Below are 18,484 nucleotides of genomic sequence, written 5' to 3' on the forward strand. Positions count from 1 at the left end.
CCGCGCCCGCGCCCACCCTCCGGACGCCGTCGCCGGGCCCGACCCGGCTCCCCAGCCCCCGCCGCGCCGGAGGACCGACCGGACCGACGACGACGAGGCCGGTGAGCACGCCGAACTGGCCGAGAACACCCTCGGCATGATGCTGGCCGCCCTCGACGTGGGGGCACTGCCCGTCGACCTCGCCGACGAACTCGAGGACGCCACCGACCGCGTCTCCATGGCCCGCCGCTTCTACAACGACGCCGTGCGGGACACCCGCGCCCTGCGCGACCAGACCGCCGTGCGCGTCCTGCGCCTGGCGGGCGGCGCACCCATGCCCGATTACGTCGAACTCGTCGACCCCCCGCCGGGACGGGACGCCTGACGGCGTGGCCGCGGACCGCGGGGGGAACGCGGTTGGGGCGGCGAGGTGAGGGCGACCTACACTGGTAGGCCTGAACACGTCGTCTGAGCCAGGAAAGGCCAATTTCGTGAGCGAGCCGCAGTCGAGCGAGAACACCACCGGAACAGCCCGCGTCAAGCGGGGCATGGCCGAGATGCTCAAGGGCGGCGTCATCATGGACGTCGTCACCGCCGAGCAGGCGAAGATCGCCGAGGACGCCGGTGCCGTGGCCGTCATGGCTCTCGAGCGTGTTCCCGCCGACATCCGCGCCCAGGGCGGCGTCGCTCGCATGAGCGACCCCGACCTGATCGACGGCATCATCGAGGCCGTCTCGATCCCGGTGATGGCCAAGGCCCGCATCGGCCACTTCGTCGAGGCCCAGATCCTGCAGGCACTCGGCGTGGACTACGTCGACGAGTCCGAGGTCCTCACCCCGGCCGACTACACCAACCACATCGACAAGTTCGCCTTCACCGTGCCGTTCGTCTGTGGCGCGACCAACCTCGGCGAGGCGCTGCGCCGCATCACCGAGGGCGCGGCCATGATCCGCTCCAAGGGTGAGGCCGGCACCGGCGACGTCTCCAACGCCACCACCCACATGCGGTCGATCCGCCAGCAGATCCGCAAGCTCCAGAGCCTGCCGGAGGACGAGCTGTACGTGGCGGCCAAGGAGCTGCAGGCCCCGTACGAACTCGTCAAGGAGGTCGCGGAGAAGGGCAAGCTCCCCGTGGTGCTGTTCACCGCCGGCGGCATCGCCACCCCCGCCGACGCCGCGATGATGATGCAGCTCGGCGCCGAGGGCGTCTTCGTCGGTTCCGGCATCTTCAAGTCCGGCAACCCGTCCGAGCGGGCCAAGGCGATCGTCAAGGCCACCACCTTCCACGACGACCCGGAGATGCTCGCGAACATCTCCCGCGGCCTCGGCGAGGCCATGGTCGGCATCAACGTCGACGACATCCCGGAGCCCCACCGGCTCGCCGAGCGGGGCTGGTGACCCGCCGGTGGCGAAGATCGAGGACATCCTCGACCTCGAGCGGATCGACCGCGACCTCTACCGGGGCCCCGCGATCCGCACCCATCTCCAGCGCACCTTCGGCGGACAGGTGGCCGGTCAGACCCTGACCGCCGCCGTCCGGACCGTGGACTCCGACAAGCACGTCCACTCTCTGCACGGGTACTTCATCCGCCCGGGGATCCCGGACGTGCCCACCGTCTATCAGATCGACCGACTGCGGGACGGGCGGAGCTTCGCCACCAGACGGGTCACCGCCATCCAGGAGGGCGAGCCGATCTTCACGATGTCGGCCTCGTTCCACCTGCGCGACCAGGACGGGATCGAGCACCAGGACCAGATGCCCCGCGTCGTCGACCCCGAGGAGATCCCCGTGCCCTCCGTCGACGACCTGGATGAGGTCCACCGCGTATTCGTCGACGAGTGGGCCCAGTGGGACATCCGGTTCGTCCCGCGTGACGGGATGCCGACCAGTTCCGCGCTGGCCGCGCAGCAGCGGGTGTGGTTCCGGTGCGTCGACACCCTCCCGGACGACGCGAACTTCCACGTGTGCACGCTGGCGTACATGTCCGACATGACCCTCCTGGGGTCGGCCAAGATCCCGCACCCGGACGAGCCGACCCAGGACGCCTCGCTCGACCACGCCATGTGGTTCATGCGTCCGTTCCGGACCGACGACTGGCTGCTCTACGACCAGACGTCCCCGTCCGCCTCCGGGGGGCGTGCCCTGACCCAGGGCCGGATCTTCGACCGGTCGGGTCGACTCGTGGCCGCCGTGACCCAGGAGGGACTGTCCCGGCGACTCAATCCCGGGGCGCAGTCGTTCCCCGTGGACACCTCCGGCTCCACCTCGGTGTCGTGAGCGGGCCCGCACCGACGATCGGGGTCCTCGCCCTCCAGGGCGACGTGGCCGAGCACATCCGTCACCTCGAGACAGTCGGCGCCCGGGCCGTCCCGGTGCGCCGACGGTCCGAGCTGGACGCGGTGGACGGCCTGGTCCTGCCGGGAGGCGAGTCGACCACGATGAGTCGACTGCTGGACGTGTACGAGCTGCACGAGCCCGTGGCCGAGCGAATCTCCGGCGGCATGCCCGTCTACGGGTCGTGCGCCGGCATGATCCTGCTCGCCTCGGACGTCCTGGACACCCGGGCCGACGCGACCTGGTTCTCCGCGATCGACATGACGGTCCGCCGAAACGCCTTCGGACGGCAGGTCGACTCGTTCGAGGCCGACCTCGTCGTCGACGCCCTCGGCGGTGACCCGGTACGCACGGTGTTCATCCGCGCGCCCTGGGTCGAATCGGTCGGGCCCGACGTCGAGGTCCTCGCCGACGTCCGCGCCTCCGACGGCCGGGACCACGTGGTCGCGGTGCGGCAGGGCAACGCCCTGGCCACCTCGTTCCACCCCGAGATCACCGACGACGTGCGCGTCCACGGGTACTTCCTCGACATGGTGCGGCAGGCCACCTCGTAGACTGGGCGGTCAGCGGACCTCTACGAGGCCCCGCGCCGGGCCGCCGGACGGCGGGACCCGGTCCCCAGACCCCCGGAGGGCGGAACATCAATGGCAGGCCATTCCAAGTGGGCCACCACCAAGCACAAGAAGGCGGCGATCGACGCCAAGCGCGGCAAGCTCTTCGCCAAGCTCGTCAAGAACATCGAGGTGGCCGCCCGCACGGGCGGCGGTGACCCCGCCGGAAACCCCACTCTCTACGACGCCATCCAGAAGGCCAAGAAGAACTCCGTCCCGGCCGACAACGTCGAGCGCGCCCGCAAGCGCGGCGCCGGCGAGGAGGCGGGCGGTGCCGAGTGGGAGACCATCATGTACGAGGGCTACGGCCCGAACGGCGTGGCCATGCTCATCGAGTGTCTGACCGACAACCGCAACCGCGCCGCCGGCGAGGTGCGTACGGCGATGACCCGCAACGGCGGCAACCTCGCCGACCCCGGCTCCGTGGCGTACCTGTTCGCCCGCAAGGGCGAGATCGTCCTGGACAAGGGCGATCTGACCGAGGACGACGTCCTCATGGCCGTGCTCGACGCCGGCGCAGAGGAGGTCAACGACCTCGGCGAGCAGTTCGAGGTGGTCTGCGAGCCCACCGACCTGGTCGCGGTGCGCACCGCCCTGCAGGAGGCCGGGATCGACTACGAATCGGCCGAGTCGGGCTTCCGGGCGTCCGTAGAGGTCACGGTCGACGCCGACGGTGCCGCCAAGGTCTTCAAGCTGATCGACGCGCTCGAGGACTCCGACGACGTGCAGAACGTCTACTCGAACATGGACGTCCCCGAGGACGTGCTGGCGAGCCTCGACGTCTGACGGCCGACCCCACTGGTAGGGTCTCGAACGTAGGTTCTACCACTGGTCGAGGAGAGGTCGCAGATGCGCGTCATGGGTGTGGACCCGGGGCTGACCCGGTGCGGGCTCGCCCTCATCGAGACCGCCCCGGGTCGCGCGGTCACGGCGCTCGACGTGGACGTGGTGCGCACGACCTCCGACGAGCCGCTCGAGCGGCGCCTGCGGGCCGTGCACTCCGTGGCCGACGAGTGGATGGAGATCCACCGCCCGGACGTGGTGGCCATCGAGCGCGTGTTCGCGCAGAACCAGGTCTCGACCGCCATGGGTACCGCTCAGGCGGCGGGTGTCGTCGCGCTGGCGGCGGCCTACCGGGAGATCCCCGTGGCGTTCCACACCCCGTCGGAGGTCAAGGCGGCGATCACCGGTAGCGGGCGCGCGGACAAGAAGCAGATGACCCTCATGATCACCCGCATCCTGGGTCTGCAGAAGCCGCCGAGCCCGGCCGACGCCGCGGACGCGCTCGCCCTTGCCGTGTGTCACAGTTGGCGCGCGCCCATGCAGGGTCGGGTCGCCTCGCTCGATGCCCACGTCGCCCGCTCGCGGGCCGGCTTCGAGGCGAAGGTCGCGGCCGCCAGGGAAGCGGCGGCATCGGACGGGACCGGGCGGCGCGACCCGGCCGCCGACCAGGAACGCGCCCGGGCGGCCGCCCGGGGCATGGCGCGGACGAAAGGAGTGCGCTGGTGATCGCCTCGATCCGGGGGACGGTGGCCGAGATCGGTCTGGACCGCTGCGTCGTGGAGACCGGAGGCGTCGGTGTCCTCGTACACGCGACCCCGGCCGCGCTCGCGGGACTGCGGCGCGGCGCGGAGGGCATGCTCCACACTGAACTCGTGGTCCGCGAGGACTCGCTCACCCTCTACGGTTTCGACTCCGTCGACGCGCGGCAGCTGTTCCTCACCGTGCAGGCCGTCTCCGGCGTCGGACCTCGGCTCGCGCTGGCGATCGTCGCCACACTCGAACCCGAGGCCCTCATCCGCGCACTCGGGACCGGAGACGTCAAGGCGCTGACCCTGGTACCGGGCGTCGGCAAGCGCACTGCCGAGCGGATGGTCCTCGAGCTCAAGGACAAGGTCGGCCCGGTGCCGGACGGTGACGCCGCGTCCTCCGTGGTCGGGAACGGGCGCGCGCCGGCCGCCACCGAGGTGGCCGACGCCCTGGAGGGACTGGGCTTCTCCGCCGCGGAGGCCGAGAAGACCGCCACCGCCGTACTGGACTCACAGCCCGACCTCGATCCCGCGCAGGCTCTGCGCCTGGCCCTCAAGTCTCTCGGTAAGCGCTGATGACGGGACAGTTCGACACCGCGGGTGGCGGCGCTGACGCCGGGGACGGGCACGAGGCGGAGCTCTCGGCCTCGCTCACCCCGTTCGACACCGACGTCGAGGGCGCGTTGCGGCCACGCAGCCTCGGGGAGTTCATCGGGCAGGAGACCGTCCGCGAGCAACTCGATCTGGTCCTCACCGCCGCCACCCGCCGCGGAGTCGTACCCGATCACCTGCTCTTCTCCGGACCGCCGGGGCTGGGCAAGACGAGTCTGGCCATGATCGTGGCCGCCGAGCTCGGCGGTTCGCTGCGCATCACGTCCGGCCCGGCCCTCGAGCGCCCCGGGGATCTCGCCGCGATGCTCTCCAACCTCATCGAGGGCGACGTGCTGTTCATCGACGAGATCCACCGCATCGCCCGGCCGGCCGAGGAGATGCTGTACCTCGCCATGGAGGACTTCCGCATCGACATCATGGTGGGCAAGGGGCCCGGGGCCACGTCGATCCCACTGGAGATCGCCCCGTTCACCCTGGTCGGTGCCACTACGCGCTCCGGCGCGCTCACCGGTCCGCTGCGTGACCGCTTCGGGTTCACCGCGCACATGGACTTCTACACCGACGCTGACCTGGCCCGGATCGTCACCCGCGCGGCCGAGATCCTCGCCATCCCCGTCGACCCCGACGCCGCCCTGGAGATCGCCGGTCGTTCCCGCGGCACGCCCCGGATCGCCAACCGCCTGCTGCGGCGCGTCCGCGACTTCGCCGAGGTACGGGCGGACGGCCGCATCACCGTGCCCGTCGCGCGCGCGGCCCTCGAGGTGTACGAGGTCGACGAGCTGGGACTCGATCGCCTGGATCGCGCCGTGCTACGCGCGCTGCTCGTCCAGCACGAGGGCGGACCGGTGGGCCTGAGCACGCTGGCCGTGGCGGTGGGGGAGGAGTCGACCACCCTGGAGGAGGTCTGCGAGCCCTTCCTCGTCCGCGCGGGCCTGCTCGCCCGGACCCCCCGGGGACGCATCGCGACCGCCGCGGCGTGGGACCACCTCGGGCTCACCCGCCCCGACAAGACGCCCTCCGAGCCGATGCTGCCGGTCGAGGTCGACCGGGGCCCCGGCGCGCGCGGCTGAGCCCCGGGCTGGCATCCTCGGACGGGACCGTCCGTAGCCCGGACCCGACCCACCGGACCCGGAACCCGCGGGTCCACACCAGGAGGATCCCATGGGACTGGAACTGCTGCTGCCGTTGATGATCATCGTGCTGCTCGTGCTGATGTTCATGCAGAGTTCGAAGCAGCGCAGGGCGATGAAGGAACTGCGGGAGATGCAGGAGTCCCTCACAGTGGGGGACCACGTGCTCACCACTTCCGGCCTGCACGCCACGATCGTCGCCGTGGAGGCGGACACCCTCGAGCTGGAGATAGCGCCCGGGATCCGAACCCGCTGGGACCGGCGCGTCATCCGCGAGAAGTTCGACAGCTCCGCCGCGCCGGAAACCGGACCGGGGACCGACGCCTCGGGTTCCCGGTAGTCGACTACCGGCGAGTAGTGTAGTGGGGCCGACCAGCCGGAGGCCTCAGACGAAGACCGAGAGAGATCACCTGTGTCGCCAGTACGTTCTCGAGGCGCCGACGCCCGCCCCAGACCCTGGGCGCTGCTGTCCAGCTTCTTCCTGGTGCTGTTCATCCTCTTCCTCGCCGCGTTCGCCGTGGCGGACAGGGGCCTGACCCCGAAGCTGGGGATCGACCTCCAGGGCGGCACCCGTGTCACGCTGATCCCCAAGGGCGATCCCGACGAGGCCGACCTGCGGCTCGCGCAGGACATCATCCGCGACCGCGTCGACGGTCTCGGCGTCGCCGGGACCACCGTCGTCATCGAGGGCAGCAACATCGTCCTCACCGTGCCCGGCGAGGACTCCAGCCAGGCACGCGACCTCGGCACGACCTCCCAGCTGACCATCAGGCCGGTACTCGAGGTGCAGCCCGTCGCCGAGGGTGACCGTGAACCGGTCCCCGCTGACAAGGGCGACCGCGACGCCGTGGCCGCCGCCGTCGAGGAGGCGCGCGCGGAACGTCAGGGCGAGCCCGCCGAGCTCATCGAGAAGCTGCCCACCTTCCGGTGCCCTGAACGTGACGTTCTCGCCGGCTTCGACGACCCGGCGCAGGCGCTCATCGCCTGCGGGGAGGGCGCCAAGTACGTCCTCGGGCCGGTCCCGCTTCTCGTCGGTGAGCCCGAGGACGGGCAGCGACTCGACGGTCAGCAGATCGTCAAGGACTCCGTGAGCCACGGATTCAACCAGCAGGCCGGCAAGAACGAGGTGTCGTTCCGGTTCAACGCCGGACCCGGCGAACAGGGCAGCGCCACCTGGTCACGCCTGACGCAGGAGAACCTCCAGCGTCAGATCGCGATCCTCCTCGACGGCGAGGTGATCAGCGCCCCCGTCGTGCAGGGCGTCACGCCGGTCGGGTCCGCGACCTCCATCACCGGTGACTTCACTATCGACGAGGCGGCCTCACTCGCCGCCAACCTTCGCTATGGCGCGCTGCCCATCTCCTTCGAGGACCCCAACGTCGACAACGTCCCGGCCTCCCTCGGGCTCGCGTCCCTCGAGGCGGGACTGCTCGCCGGCGCGATCGGCTTCCTGCTGGTACTGGCCTACTCCGCGTTCTTCTACCGCCTGCTCGGCGTCCTCGCGTTCGTCTCGCTGCTGCTGTCCTTCCTGCTGACCTATGTCGTCCTGGTCTTCCTCGGATACACGGTCGACTACAGCCTCGACCTGGCCGGGATCGCCGGCCTGGTGATCGGCATCGGTATGACGGCCGACTCCTACGTCGTGTTCTTCGAGCGGATCAAGGACGAGTTGCGCGACGGGCACCGGTTCAGATCCGCCGTGCCGCGGGCCTGGAAGAGCGCCGGCCGCACCATCGTCACGGGCAACATGGTCAGTCTCATCGGCGCCGTCGTGCTCTACCTGCTCGCCAGCGGAGAGGTACGCGGCTTCGCCTTCACTCTCGGCCTCACGACCGTCATGGACGTGTTCGTGGCCTTCACCGTGACCTGGCCGCTCGTCTACCTGGCCTCGACCCGGCCCCTGTTCGCCAAGCCGTCGGCCAACGGCATGGGCCGGATGGAGAACCTCCAGGCGGCTGCCGCCGAGCAGCGCCGACTCGACCGCCGGGCGGAGAAGGAGGCCGAGGAGACCGCGGATCGCGGGGTCACGGCGACCATCCGCGGCCCGGGCGGCGACACGCTCACCGAGCCCCGGATCGACCGACCCGCCACCGACGAGGAGGAGGGCCGATGAGCACGCCCACCAGCACCACCACCGAGAGCGACGCCCCGGCCGGCGAGCCGACCGGCAGCCTGTTCACCCGGCTCTACACCGGCACCGGCGCATTCGGGATCGTCGCCAATCGACGCAAGTTCTACGTGCTGACCGTGGTCATCGTCGCCATCTGCCTGGCCAGCATCATCTTCCGCGGCTTCACCTTCGGCATCGACTTCACCGGCGGTACCAAGCTCTCGATGCCCGCGGGCAATCATGATCAGGACCGCGTGGCCGCGGTCGTCGAGGAGTCCATCGGTGAGGAGCCCCAGACCGTCCAGGTCGTCGGCGCCGGTGACGCGCGGATCGTCGAGGTCGAGACCCGGTTCCTCACCAGTGACGAGATCCGCGCCGCCAAGAACGCGATGTTCGAGGAGTTCCAGCCCGTCACCGCCGACGGGGTCGCCTCCGTCGAGGCGATCGGCGACTCCGCCCGCAGCGAGAGCTGGGGCGGGCAGGTCACGCAGAACGCGCTGATCGCCCTCGGCGTGTTCCTCGTCATCGTGTTCGGGTACATCGCCTTCCGCTTCGAGTGGCAGATGGCCACGGCGGCGATCGTCGCGCTGCTGTTCGACGTGGTGACCACCGCCGGGATCTACTCGATCATCGGCTTCGAGGTCACTCCCGCCACGGTCATCGGACTGCTGACAATCCTCGGTTTCTCTCTGTACGACACGGTGATCGTGTTCGACAAGGTCGAGGAGAACACGCGGGGCATCAGACATACCGCCACACGGACCTACGCCGAGGAGGCCAACCTCGGCGTCAACCAGACGCTCATGCGGTCGATCCACACCACCATCATCGGGGTCCTGCCGCTGCTGGCGCTGGTCGTGATCGCCGTGTGGATCCTCGGTGTGGGTACGCTGCTGGACCTCGCCCTGGTCCAGATGGTCGGTATCGTCACCGGCACCTTCTCCTCCGTGTTCCTCGCGACGCCACTGCTGGTCTCGCTGAAGAACCGTGATCCCGACATCCGACGCCAGACCGCCAGGGTCCTGGCCCGACGCGAGAAGGCCGAGGCCATCGCATGACCGACTCATCCGTCACCCACGTCTCACCGATCATCAGCTCCTCCGTCGAGCGTCTGATGCGCCGCGTCGAGGACTTCCCGTCCGCGGGCGTCCAGTTCTGCGACCTCACGCCCGTGCTCGCCGACCCCGACGGCTTCGACGCCGTCGTCCGCGGGCTCATCGCCGGTCACGAGATCGGCACCGTCGACTACGTCGCCGGTCTCGACGCGCGCGGCTTCCTGCTCGCCGGAGCCGTCGCCGTGCGCCTCCACACCGGCGTCCTGGCCGTCCGGAAAGCGGGCAAGCTCCCGCCGCCCGTGCACTCGCGCTCCTACGAGCTCGAGTACGGCGCCGCCACGCTCGAACTGCCCGCCGACGGGCTCGACCTGCGCGGTAAGCGGGTCCTCGTCGTCGACGACGTCCTCGCCACCGGTGGCACCCTCACCGCGACGGTCGGCCTGCTGGAGGACTGCGGCGCAGTCGTCGCCGGCCTGTCCGTCGTCCTCGAGATCCCCGGTCTCGGGGGCCGGGATAGACTGGCCGGCACACCGCTGACCTGCCTCACGGTCGCGTGACCCCCGGCCGCTCCTGACGGCCCGACACTGCAGGGAGGAGCCGGAGATGACGCAGCGCCAGAACCCCGCCGGCAACCCCGACCGGAGCGGCCACACGGCTAAGAAGGCTACGCCGCAGCCCACCACCCAGCCGCTGCCGGTGATCCCCGGCTCCCGGCCGTCCGCCGGGCGCCGGGTCCGGGCGCGATGGGCGCGTCGCCTCACCTCCGGTCTCACGGTCACCTCCACACCCGCGGTGCTCGAACCGCTCGTGCGCGTCCACCGCATCCACCACGCCAAGGCGGACGTCGGGCTCCTGGCTCGCGCCTACACCCTCGCCGAACGCCAGCACGAGGGCGTGTACCGCAAGTCCGGCGACCCCTACATCACGCACCCGCTGGCGGTGGCCACCATCTGCGCCGAGATGGGGATGGACACCACCACGCTCGTCGCCGCCCTCCTGCACGACACGGTCGAGGACACCGACTACTCGCTCGAACAGCTCGAGGCGGACTACGGGGGAGAGGTCGCCCACCTGGTGGACGGCGTCACCAAGCTGGACAAGGTCGACTTCGGCGAGGCCGCCGAGGCGGAGACCATCCGCAAGATGATCATCGCCATGGCGCACGACCCCCGCGTCCTGGTCATCAAGGTGGCCGACCGCCTGCACAACATGCGGACCATGCGCTTCCTCCCGCCCGAGAAGCAGGTGAAGAAGGCCCGCGAGACCCTCGAGGTGATCGCCCCGCTCGCGCACCGGCTCGGCATGGCCACCGTGAAGTGGGAACTCGAGGACCTCGCCTTCGCGATCCTCGAGCCCAAGAAGTACCAGGAGATCGTCCGGCTGGTGGCCGACCGCGCACCCAGCCGCGACGTCTACCTCAACACCGTGATCAACCGGGTCAAGGCCGACCTGGAGAAGGCCAACATCCAGGCCCGCGTCGAGGGCCGGCCGAAGCACTACTGGTCGATCTATCAGAAGATGATCGTCCGCGGGCGGGAGTTCGACGAGATCCACGACCTCGTGGGCATCCGCGTCCTGTGCGACGACGTCCGGGACTGCTACGCGGCGATCGGCGTCGTCCACTCGACCTGGAAACCCATGCCGGGCCGGTTCAAGGACTACATCGCCCAGCCCCGCTTCGGCGTCTACCGCTCCCTGCACACGACCGTGATCGGGCCCGACGGGAAACCGCTGGAGATCCAGATCCGCACGCACGAGATGCACCGCAACGCCGAGTACGGCATCGCCGCGCACTGGCGGTACAAGGAGACCCGCGGCAAGCACAACGGCGACCCCGCCGAGGTCGACGAGATGGCATGGATGCGCCAGCTCCTGAGCTGGCAGCGCGAGGCCGCCGACCCGGGGGAGTTCCTCGACTCCCTCCGGTTCGAGATGACCAGCAAGGAGATCTTCGTCTTCACCCCCAAGGGCGACGTGATCAACCTGCCGGTCGGCGCGACCCCCGTGGACTTCGCCTACGCGGTGCACACCGAGGTCGGCCACCGCTGCATCGGCGCCCGGGTCAACGGCAAGCTCGTCGCCCTCGAGCGCCCGCTCGAGAACGGCGAGGTGGTGGAGGTCTTCACCTCCAAGGACCCCAACGCGGGACCGAGCCTGGACTGGCAGAAGTTCGTGGTCTCCGGCCGCGCCAAGAGCTCGATCCGGCAGTGGTTCGCCAAGGAGCGCCGCGAGGAGGCTCTCGAGCGCGGGAAGGACCTCATCACCCGCGAGGTACGTCGCGGTGGCGTCCCCGTCCACCGGGTGTTCTCCAACGAGTCGATCGCCGGCGTCGCCCGCGAACTCGGCTTCACCGATGTCACCGCCCTGTACACGGCGATCGGCGAGAACCACGTCTCCGCCAAGACGGTGGTCGGGCGTCTCGTCGCGGCCCACGGCGGCGTCGACGAGGTCACCGAGGAGCTCGCGGACCGGTCGCGGGACAAGACCATCACCCCGCACCGCCCCACGCCCGCGGGCGCCGGCGTCCTCGTCGGGGGCGTGGAGGACGTCCACGCCAAGCTCGCCCGCTGCTGCACACCGGTGCCCGGCGACGAGGTCCTGGGCTTCATCACCCGCGGCGGCACGGTGAGCGTCCACCGGACGGACTGCACCAACGCCACGGACCTCCACCGCGAACCCGAGCGATTGGTCAAGGTCGAGTGGACGCCACAGCCGGGGGCCCTGTTCCTCGTGGCCATCCAGGTCGAGGCGCTGGACCGGCACCGGCTCCTGTCCGACGTCACCAAGGTGCTGGCCGACGAAAAGGTCAACATCCTGTCCGCGTCGGTGCAGACCGCAGGTGACGACCGGGTCGCGATCTCCCGGTTCACATTCGAGATGGCCGACCCCAAGCATCTGGGCCACGTCCTCAACGCGGTCCGTCGGGTCGAGGGCGTCTTCGACGCCTACCGGATGACGTCCAACTCCTAGGCCCGGCGAGCGCCGGAGCCGCACGAACGACTTCGCCCCGGCCGGATGGCCGGGGCGGTGTCGTCCAGGTCGCGATCCGGGCGGGCCCGGGCCGGGTCACTCCTCGGGCAGACCCTCCTGCGCGTCGACCGTGACCTTCTCGATCTGGACCGGACGCTTGGGCGCCTGGTAGTCCTCGCTCATCGGATCGTTGCTCTTGATCCCGCCCTCGGCGATCCGGTCCAGGACCTCGAGCCCCGACTCACCGATGGTGCCCATGACCGAGTACTCGGGCGGGAGCATGGAGTCCTCGTAGACGAGGAAGAACTGGCTGCCCGCACTGTTCGGCGCCTGGGACTTGGCCATGGCGACCGTGCCGCGCGGGTAGACCGACATCCCGGAGCCGTCCTCCGCCACGGGGAGATCGGTGGGCGGCTCGTCGACGATGGAGTAGCCGGGACCCGAGAGGCCGGTGCCGGTCGGATCCCCGCACTGCAGCACGGAGAGCTCGGCGCCCTCCTCACCGATGGTCAGGCGGTGGCACTCGGTGTCGTCGAAGTAGGACTGCTCGGCCAGATGCACGAAGCTCTCGACGTTGCAGGGGGCCCCGGCCCGGTCCAGCTCGAGCGGGATGTCCCCGGCGTTGGTCGCGATGGTGATCTGTGCGGTACCCCGGCGGGGCTGGTCGCCGCTCGGCGGCTCCACCTCGCGCCTGGTCTCCTCGATCTCGTCGATCTGCTCGTTGAAGCGCTCGGCCTCTTCGACCACCTCGGGGCCCTGGTCCTCGAACTGCGCGGGATCGACCTTCTCCACGGGGGTCTCCGCCGGGTACTCGCAGGTGACCCAGTTGGCCGCGTACTCCTCGGCGCGCGCCTGCTCGGTCTTGTTCCAGACCACGACCCCGACGATCCCCAGCAGGACCACCACGACGACAGCGGCGCCGGCGATCTTGAGCTGCTTCTCGCGGCGAGCCTGGGCCTCCATCTGCTCGCGCAGGCGCTGGCGCGCCTCGGCTCGGCGTTCCTGGTTGGTGGACACTGACCCTCCTGGGGACCTGGACTAGGCTGGAACGGTCGGCCGGATCGACTCGCCGGGTCTCCTCACGGAGGCCCCGGGGACGGTCCGGCCCAGGGTCCTTGTCTACCAGGTCGGGCAACGTCGATCGCACACCACTCCGGTGTCGGACCGCGTTGACCCGACGCCGCGCGCCAGGCGCCGTGGATTGTCGAAGAAAGGGAGTACGGGACGTGCAGATCGTCGGTTTCCCCGCCGGGATGTTCCAGACCAACTGCTACATCGTGTCCGACGACGCGGGGGACTGCGTGATCGTGGACCCGGGCCAGGACGCCGAGGAGCAGGTGCGCCGCCAGGTCTCGGAGGCGGGCCTGCGGCCGCGTGCGGTGCTGCTCACCCACGGTCACCTCGACCACATCTGGAACGCCCGGCAGGTCGCGGACCACTACCGCGTCCCCGCCTACATCCACCCCGACGACCGCCCGATGCTGTCTGATCCCGGCAAGGGCCTGTCGCTCGACCTGTCGGCCATGCTCAAGGACATGACGTTCACCGAGCCCGCCGAGGTCGTCGAGGTTTTCGACGGCGACACCCTGCGGTTCGGGTCGATGACCTTCGACGTGGACCACGCCCCCGGCCACAGCCCCGGTTCGGTGTCCTTCCGGATCACCGTGCAGACCGAAGAGGGACCGCGGATGGCGGTCCTCGGTGGCGACGTACTGTTCCAGGACGGGGTCGGCCGTACCGACCTGCCGGCGGGGGACACCGAGGTGCTCATGCAGTCGATCGCCAAGAAGTTCCTCGTCCTGGATGACGACGCGGTGGTCCTGCCCGGACACGGCCCGTCCACCACGATCGGTCGCGAGCGCCGGTCCAACCCCTTCCTGCGCGACCTCTAGACCAACCGGCGCCCCCGCCCCCTATCTGACCCGAGGACTTTCCCTGTGACCGGCACCGAGAAGAAGACCGCCCTCAAGGCCCCCAAGGGCGTGCCCGACTACGTCCCCCCGGCGTCGGCCGGGTTCGTCGCCGTCCGCGACGCGATCACCACCGCCGCCCGGCGCGCCGGCTACGGCCACATCGAGCTGCCGATCTTCGAGGACACGGCGCTGTTCGCCCGCGGGGTGGGCGAGTCCACGGACGTGGTCTCCAAGGAGATGTACTCGTTCGAGGACAGGGGCGGCCGCAGCGTCACGCTGCGGCCCGAGGGCACGGCGGGGGTCATGCGTGCGGTGATCGAGCACGGGCTGGACCGCGGACAGCTGCCGGTCAAGCTCTGTTACGCCGGGCCGTTCTTCCGGTACGAGCGGCCGCAGGCCGGCCGCTACCGGCAGCTCCAGCAGGTCGGGATCGAGGCCATCGGGGTGGACGACCCCGCCCTCGACGCCGAGGTGATCGCCGTGGCCGACGAGGCGTTCCGGTCGCTCGGCCTGACCGGCTTCCGCCTCGAGCTCACCTCGCTCGGCGACGAGACGTGCCGCCCGCAGTACCGCGAGCGGCTGCAGGCGTTCCTCGCCGGCTTGGATCTCGACGAGGCGACGCGTGAGCGCGCGCGGATCAACCCGCTGCGCGTGCTCGACGACAAGCGCCCCGAGGTGCGTGAGCAGCTCGAGGACGCGCCGCTGATGATCGATCACCTCTCGGACGCCAGCGCCGAGCACTTCGCGACCGTGCGGGCGCACCTGGACGCGCTCGGCGTGCCGTACACGGTCAACCCCCGCATGGTCCGCGGCCTGGACTACTACACCAAGACGACCTTCGAGTTCGTTCACGACGGCCTCGGCGCGCAGTCCGGGATCGGCGGCGGAGGACGCTACGACGGGCTGATGGAGCAGCTCGGTGGCCAGGCTCTGTCGGGCATCGGCTTCGGGATCGGTGTCGACCGCACGGTGCTGGCGCTCCAGGCCGAGGGGATCGATCCCGCGGCGCAGGGGCGGGTCGACGTGTACGGCGTCGCGCTCGGGGCGGCGGCCAAGGCGGCGATGGTGCCGGTCCTGGCGGAGTTCCGCCGCAACGGGCTGCGGGCGGACATGGCGTACGGCGACCGGGGCATGAAGGGTGCGTTCAAGGCGGCGGACCGGTCGGGCGCGGCGGTCACGGTCGTCATCGGTGAGAACGAGCTCGAGACCGGCACCGCAGTGGTCAAGACGATGTCCACCGGCGAGCAGGAGCCGGTTCCGCTCGAGGCGATCCTCGGGCACGTCACCCGGGCCGTCGAGCGCTGACTCCTCCGGCGCGTCAGAGCTGCGCGCGGAAGGTGTCGCAGGCCTGCACGGAGCCCTGCTCGTAGCCGGTGAGGAACCACTGCCTGCGCATCTCGGACGAGCCGTGGGTCCACGAGCGGGGGTCGACGCGCCCGCCTCCGGTGCGCTGGATGTGGTCGTCGCCGATGGCCTCCGCGGTTTGGACGATCGCGTCCACGTCCTGCGGGGTCAGGCTCTCCAGCAGCGGCGGGCCGCCGTCGGGCGCCGGGGTGGAGGTCGCGTAGTGGGCCCAGAGCCCCGCGTAGCAGTCGGCTTGGAGCTCGACGCGGACCGCTCCGGACGACGGGCCCTGAGGGTCCTGCTGCGAGCGTCGGATGTCGCCGAGCATGGTCTGCAGGTGGTGGCCGAACTCGTGCGCGACGACGTACATCTGCGCCGCGCCGGAGGGCGGCCCGCCGAGTCGCCCCACGAGGACGCTGTCGAAGAACGAGGGATCGATGTAGACGGTCTGCCCGGCCGGGCAGTAGAAGGGGCCGATGTCGGAGGAGGCGGCCCCACAGCCGGTGTCGACGGCGCCGCTGAAGACGGTGGTCCGCGGCTGCTCCCAGCGCATACCGACCTGATCCGGGAGCTGGGTCGTCCAGACGTCCTCGAGGCTCTCCGTGGTGGCGACGATGCGGCAGATCGTGTCGGTGTTGGCCTGCTGCAGGTCGCACTGGTCGATGTGGGACTGGATCTGCTGCGCGGAATCGGAACCCTGTCCCTGAGCACCGGTGGGACCGGTGGTTCCGGTGTCCAGGCCCAGCTGGCCCGGGTCGACACCGAGGAACAGCGCGATGAGGACGACGGCGAGGCCGCCGATCCCTCCGCCGACGGCGATCCCCCGGCGACCTCCCCGGCCCCCGCCGGAGACTCCGCTGGTGTCGAGCCTCCCGCCCTGTCGAAACGTCATGATCTCCGCCTTCCGGGTGGTGCGTCGCCCGGTCTGTGGTGGACGTAGACTGTTCCCCGTCCGAGCCCGTGGCCGGCCGTGGGGTCGTCCCGTCGGTGCTCACGCTCAGGCGATCACATCATACTTTCCCCGACGAGAGGACCACCGTAGTGCTGCGCACCCATTCCGCCGGCCAGCTCCGAGCCGCCGATGCCGGTGACACTGTCACCCTGGCCGGCTGGGTTGCACGCCGCCGGGATCACGGCGGCGTCATCTTCGTCGACCTGCGCGACGCCTCGGGCGTGTGCCAGGTGGTCTTCCGTTCCGAGGACGTGGCCGAGCGCGCCCACCGCCTGCGCAACGAGTACTGCGTGGCGGTCACCGGTGTCGTCGACCGTCGTCCGGAGGGGTCGGAGAACCCGAACCTGGCCTCGGGCGAGATCGAGATCGACGTCACGTCGTTCGAGGTCCTGGGCGAGGCGGCGGCGCTGCCGTTCCAGCTCGACGACGAGGTGGGGGAGGAGGCGCGTCTGCGTCACCGGTACCTCGACCTGCGTCGCGAGGGCCCGGGCGCGGCGCTGCGGCTGCGGTCGAAGGTCAACGCCGCGGCCCGCGGCGTGCTGGCCCGTCACGACTTCGTCGAGATCGAGACCCCCACGCTGACCCGCTCTACCCCGGAGGGCGCGCGCGACTTCCTCGTGCCGGCCCGCCTGCAGCCGGGTACGTTCTACGCCCTCCCGCAGTCTCCGCAGCTGTTCAAGCAGCTGCTCATGGTGGCCGGGATGGAGAAGTACTACCAGTTGGCCCGCTGCTACCGCGACGAGGACTTCCGTGCCGACCGGCAGCCGGAGTTCACGCAGCTCGACGTGGAGATGAGCTTCGTCGACCAGGACGACGTGATCGCTGTGGCGGAGGAGATCCTCACCGAGGTGTGGGCGACCGCCGGGTACGAGATCACCACGCCGATCCCGCGGATGACATACGACGAGGCGATGCGCCGGTACGGCTCCGACAAGCCGGATCTGCGCTTCGACATCGAGCTCGTCGAGTGCACGGAGTTCTTCGCCGACACCCCGTTCCGGGTGTTCAAGGCGCCCTACGTCGGCGCGGTCGTCATGAAGGGCGGGGCGTCGCAGCCGCGTCGTCAGCTCGACGCCTGGCAGGAGTGGGCCAAGCAGCGCGGCGCCAAGGGGCTCGCGTACATCCTGGTCGGGGACGACGGCGAGCTGGGCGGCCCGGTCGCCAAGAACCTGTCGGACGCCGAGCGGGCCGGCATCGCCGCCCACGTCGGCGCGGAGCCGGGTGACTGCATCTTCTTCGGCGCCGGCGCGGTGAAGTCCACGCGTGCCCTGCTCGGTGCCGCCCGCGGCGAGATCGCCGCGAAGCTGGGGCTGATCGACCCGACGAAGTGGGCGTTCACCTGGGTCGTCGACGCCCCGATGTTCGAGCCCGCCGACGACGCCACGGCGGCCGGCGACGTGGCCGTGGGCTCCGGCGCGTGGACGGCGGTGCACCACGCCTTCACCTCGCCCAAGCCCGAGCACCTGGACACCTTCGACACCGATCCGGGCTCGGCGCTCGCCTACGCGTACGACATCGTGTGCAACGGCAACGAGATCGGCGGCGGCTCGATCCGTATCCACCGCAAGGACATCCAGGAGCGGGTGTTCGGTGTCATGGGCATCTCGGCCGAGGAGGCGCAGGAGAAGTTCGGCTTCCTGCTCGACGCCTTCTCCTACGGCGCCCCGCCGCACGGCGGCATCGCGTTCGGCTGGGATCGCATCTGCGCCCTGCTGGCCGGGACCGAGTCGATCCGCGACGTCATCGCGTTCCCCAAGTCGGGTGGCGGCGTGGACCCGCTGACCGATGCGCCGGCGCCGATCACCGCGCAGCAGCGCAAGGAGTCCGGCATCGACGCCAAGCCGGTGCAGCGCGGCCAGTCCGCCCCGCCCGCGGAGGCCCCGGCGCAGTAGTCGTCGAACGCGGGGTCGGGCCCGCGGCGTGGTCGTCTCCGGCCGTGCCGCGG

General features: G+C 70.5%; 17 protein-coding genes and 1 pseudogene. 16 read left to right on the forward strand and 2 right to left on the reverse strand.

All coding sequences use genetic code 11. From position 1 onward, the window contains the following. The 13 genes and pseudogenes from G6030_RS02995 to G6030_RS03055 all read left to right on the forward strand — a co-directional run. Positions 1-364 (forward strand): annotated as a pseudogene (locus tag G6030_RS02995) (LemA family protein); the annotation flags it as partial. A 106-nt stretch (positions 365-470) separates the two neighbouring features. Then, on the forward strand, positions 471-1,376 hold the full coding sequence (gene pdxS / locus G6030_RS03000) for a pyridoxal 5'-phosphate synthase lyase subunit PdxS (protein ID WP_007626279.1): 906 nt from the start codon (positions 471-473) through the stop codon (positions 1,374-1,376). 7 nt (positions 1,377-1,383) lie between these two features. Then, positions 1,384-2,256 (forward strand): acyl-CoA thioesterase domain-containing protein, encoded by an 873-nt coding sequence (locus G6030_RS03005; protein ID WP_182642156.1) that lies wholly within the window; start codon positions 1,384-1,386, stop codon positions 2,254-2,256. After that, positions 2,253-2,867 carry a pyridoxal 5'-phosphate synthase glutaminase subunit PdxT gene (gene pdxT, locus G6030_RS03010; protein WP_007626282.1) on the forward strand — a complete coding sequence of 205 codons (615 nt, stop codon included), beginning with the start codon at positions 2,253-2,255 and terminating at the stop codon, positions 2,865-2,867. Before G6030_RS03005 ends, pdxT begins: the two co-directional genes overlap by 4 nt. 90 nt (positions 2,868-2,957) lie before the next feature. Then, positions 2,958-3,710: a YebC/PmpR family DNA-binding transcriptional regulator gene (locus G6030_RS03015; RefSeq protein WP_007626284.1), complete on the forward strand. Its 753-nt coding sequence runs from the start codon at positions 2,958-2,960 to the stop codon at positions 3,708-3,710. A 63-nt stretch (positions 3,711-3,773) separates the two neighbouring features. Next, positions 3,774-4,433 carry a crossover junction endodeoxyribonuclease RuvC gene (locus G6030_RS03020; protein WP_007626286.1) on the forward strand — a complete coding sequence of 220 codons (660 nt, stop codon included), beginning with the start codon at positions 3,774-3,776 and terminating at the stop codon, positions 4,431-4,433. After that, positions 4,430-5,029, forward strand: coding sequence for a Holliday junction branch migration protein RuvA (ruvA, locus tag G6030_RS03025; RefSeq protein WP_182642157.1), 600 nt, complete (start codon positions 4,430-4,432; stop codon positions 5,027-5,029). Before G6030_RS03020 ends, ruvA begins: the two co-directional genes overlap by 4 nt. Then, positions 5,029-6,135 carry a Holliday junction branch migration DNA helicase RuvB gene (ruvB, locus tag G6030_RS03030; RefSeq protein WP_007626290.1) on the forward strand — a complete coding sequence of 369 codons (1,107 nt, stop codon included), beginning with the start codon at positions 5,029-5,031 and terminating at the stop codon, positions 6,133-6,135. The genes ruvA and ruvB overlap by 1 nt, the downstream gene beginning before the upstream one ends. Before the next feature lie 91 nt (positions 6,136-6,226). Continuing rightward, positions 6,227-6,535 carry a preprotein translocase subunit YajC gene (yajC, locus tag G6030_RS03035; RefSeq protein WP_007626292.1) on the forward strand — a complete coding sequence of 103 codons (309 nt, stop codon included), beginning with the start codon at positions 6,227-6,229 and terminating at the stop codon, positions 6,533-6,535. Positions 6,536-6,679: 144 nt separating this feature from the next. Then, entirely contained in the window at positions 6,680-8,308 is a 1,629-nt protein-coding gene (gene secD / locus G6030_RS03040) for a protein translocase subunit SecD (RefSeq protein WP_007626293.1), read from the forward strand. Continuing rightward, entirely contained in the window at positions 8,305-9,363 is a 1,059-nt protein-coding gene (secF, locus tag G6030_RS03045) for a protein translocase subunit SecF (RefSeq protein ID WP_182642158.1), read from the forward strand. The genes secD and secF overlap by 4 nt, the downstream gene beginning before the upstream one ends. Further along, positions 9,360-9,917 carry an adenine phosphoribosyltransferase gene (locus G6030_RS03050; RefSeq protein ID WP_182642159.1) on the forward strand — a complete coding sequence of 186 codons (558 nt, stop codon included), beginning with the start codon at positions 9,360-9,362 and terminating at the stop codon, positions 9,915-9,917. Before secF ends, G6030_RS03050 begins: the two co-directional genes overlap by 4 nt. A 46-nt stretch (positions 9,918-9,963) precedes the next feature. Next, positions 9,964-12,330, forward strand: coding sequence for a bifunctional (p)ppGpp synthetase/guanosine-3',5'-bis(diphosphate) 3'-pyrophosphohydrolase (locus G6030_RS03055; protein WP_182642160.1), 2,367 nt, complete (start codon positions 9,964-9,966; stop codon positions 12,328-12,330). Positions 12,331-12,426: 96 nt separating this feature from the next. Here the strand turns inward: G6030_RS03055 and G6030_RS03060 are convergent, their stop codons facing one another. Beyond that, positions 12,427-13,347, reverse strand: a complete 921-nt coding sequence (locus G6030_RS03060; protein ID WP_182642161.1) for a peptidylprolyl isomerase — start codon at positions 13,345-13,347, stop codon at positions 12,427-12,429. 209 nt (positions 13,348-13,556) lie between these two features. Here G6030_RS03060 and G6030_RS03065 point away from each other — a divergent pair, with 209 nt between their 5' ends. After that, entirely contained in the window at positions 13,557-14,222 is a 666-nt protein-coding gene (locus G6030_RS03065; RefSeq protein ID WP_182642162.1) for an MBL fold metallo-hydrolase, read from the forward strand. 45 nt (positions 14,223-14,267) lie between these two features. Then, positions 14,268-15,548, forward strand: a complete 1,281-nt coding sequence (hisS, locus tag G6030_RS03070; protein WP_063935061.1) for a histidine--tRNA ligase — start codon at positions 14,268-14,270, stop codon at positions 15,546-15,548. 13 nt (positions 15,549-15,561) lie between these two features. Here hisS and G6030_RS03075 read toward each other — a convergent pair whose 3' ends face one another. Next, entirely contained in the window at positions 15,562-16,479 is a 918-nt protein-coding gene (locus tag G6030_RS03075) for a neutral zinc metallopeptidase (protein ID WP_182642163.1), read from the reverse strand. Positions 16,480-16,628: 149 nt separating this feature from the next. On the opposite strand from G6030_RS03075, the gene aspS reads away from it, so the two are divergent. Beyond that, on the forward strand, positions 16,629-18,431 hold the full coding sequence (aspS, locus tag G6030_RS03080) for an aspartate--tRNA ligase (protein WP_182642164.1): 1,803 nt from the start codon (positions 16,629-16,631) through the stop codon (positions 18,429-18,431). The last annotated feature ends 53 nt before the right edge of the window (positions 18,432-18,484 follow it).

It is taken from the genome of Dietzia sp. E1 (assembly GCF_014145015.1).
Taxonomy (GTDB): Bacteria; Actinomycetota; Actinomycetes; order Mycobacteriales; family Mycobacteriaceae; genus Dietzia; species Dietzia cinnamea_A.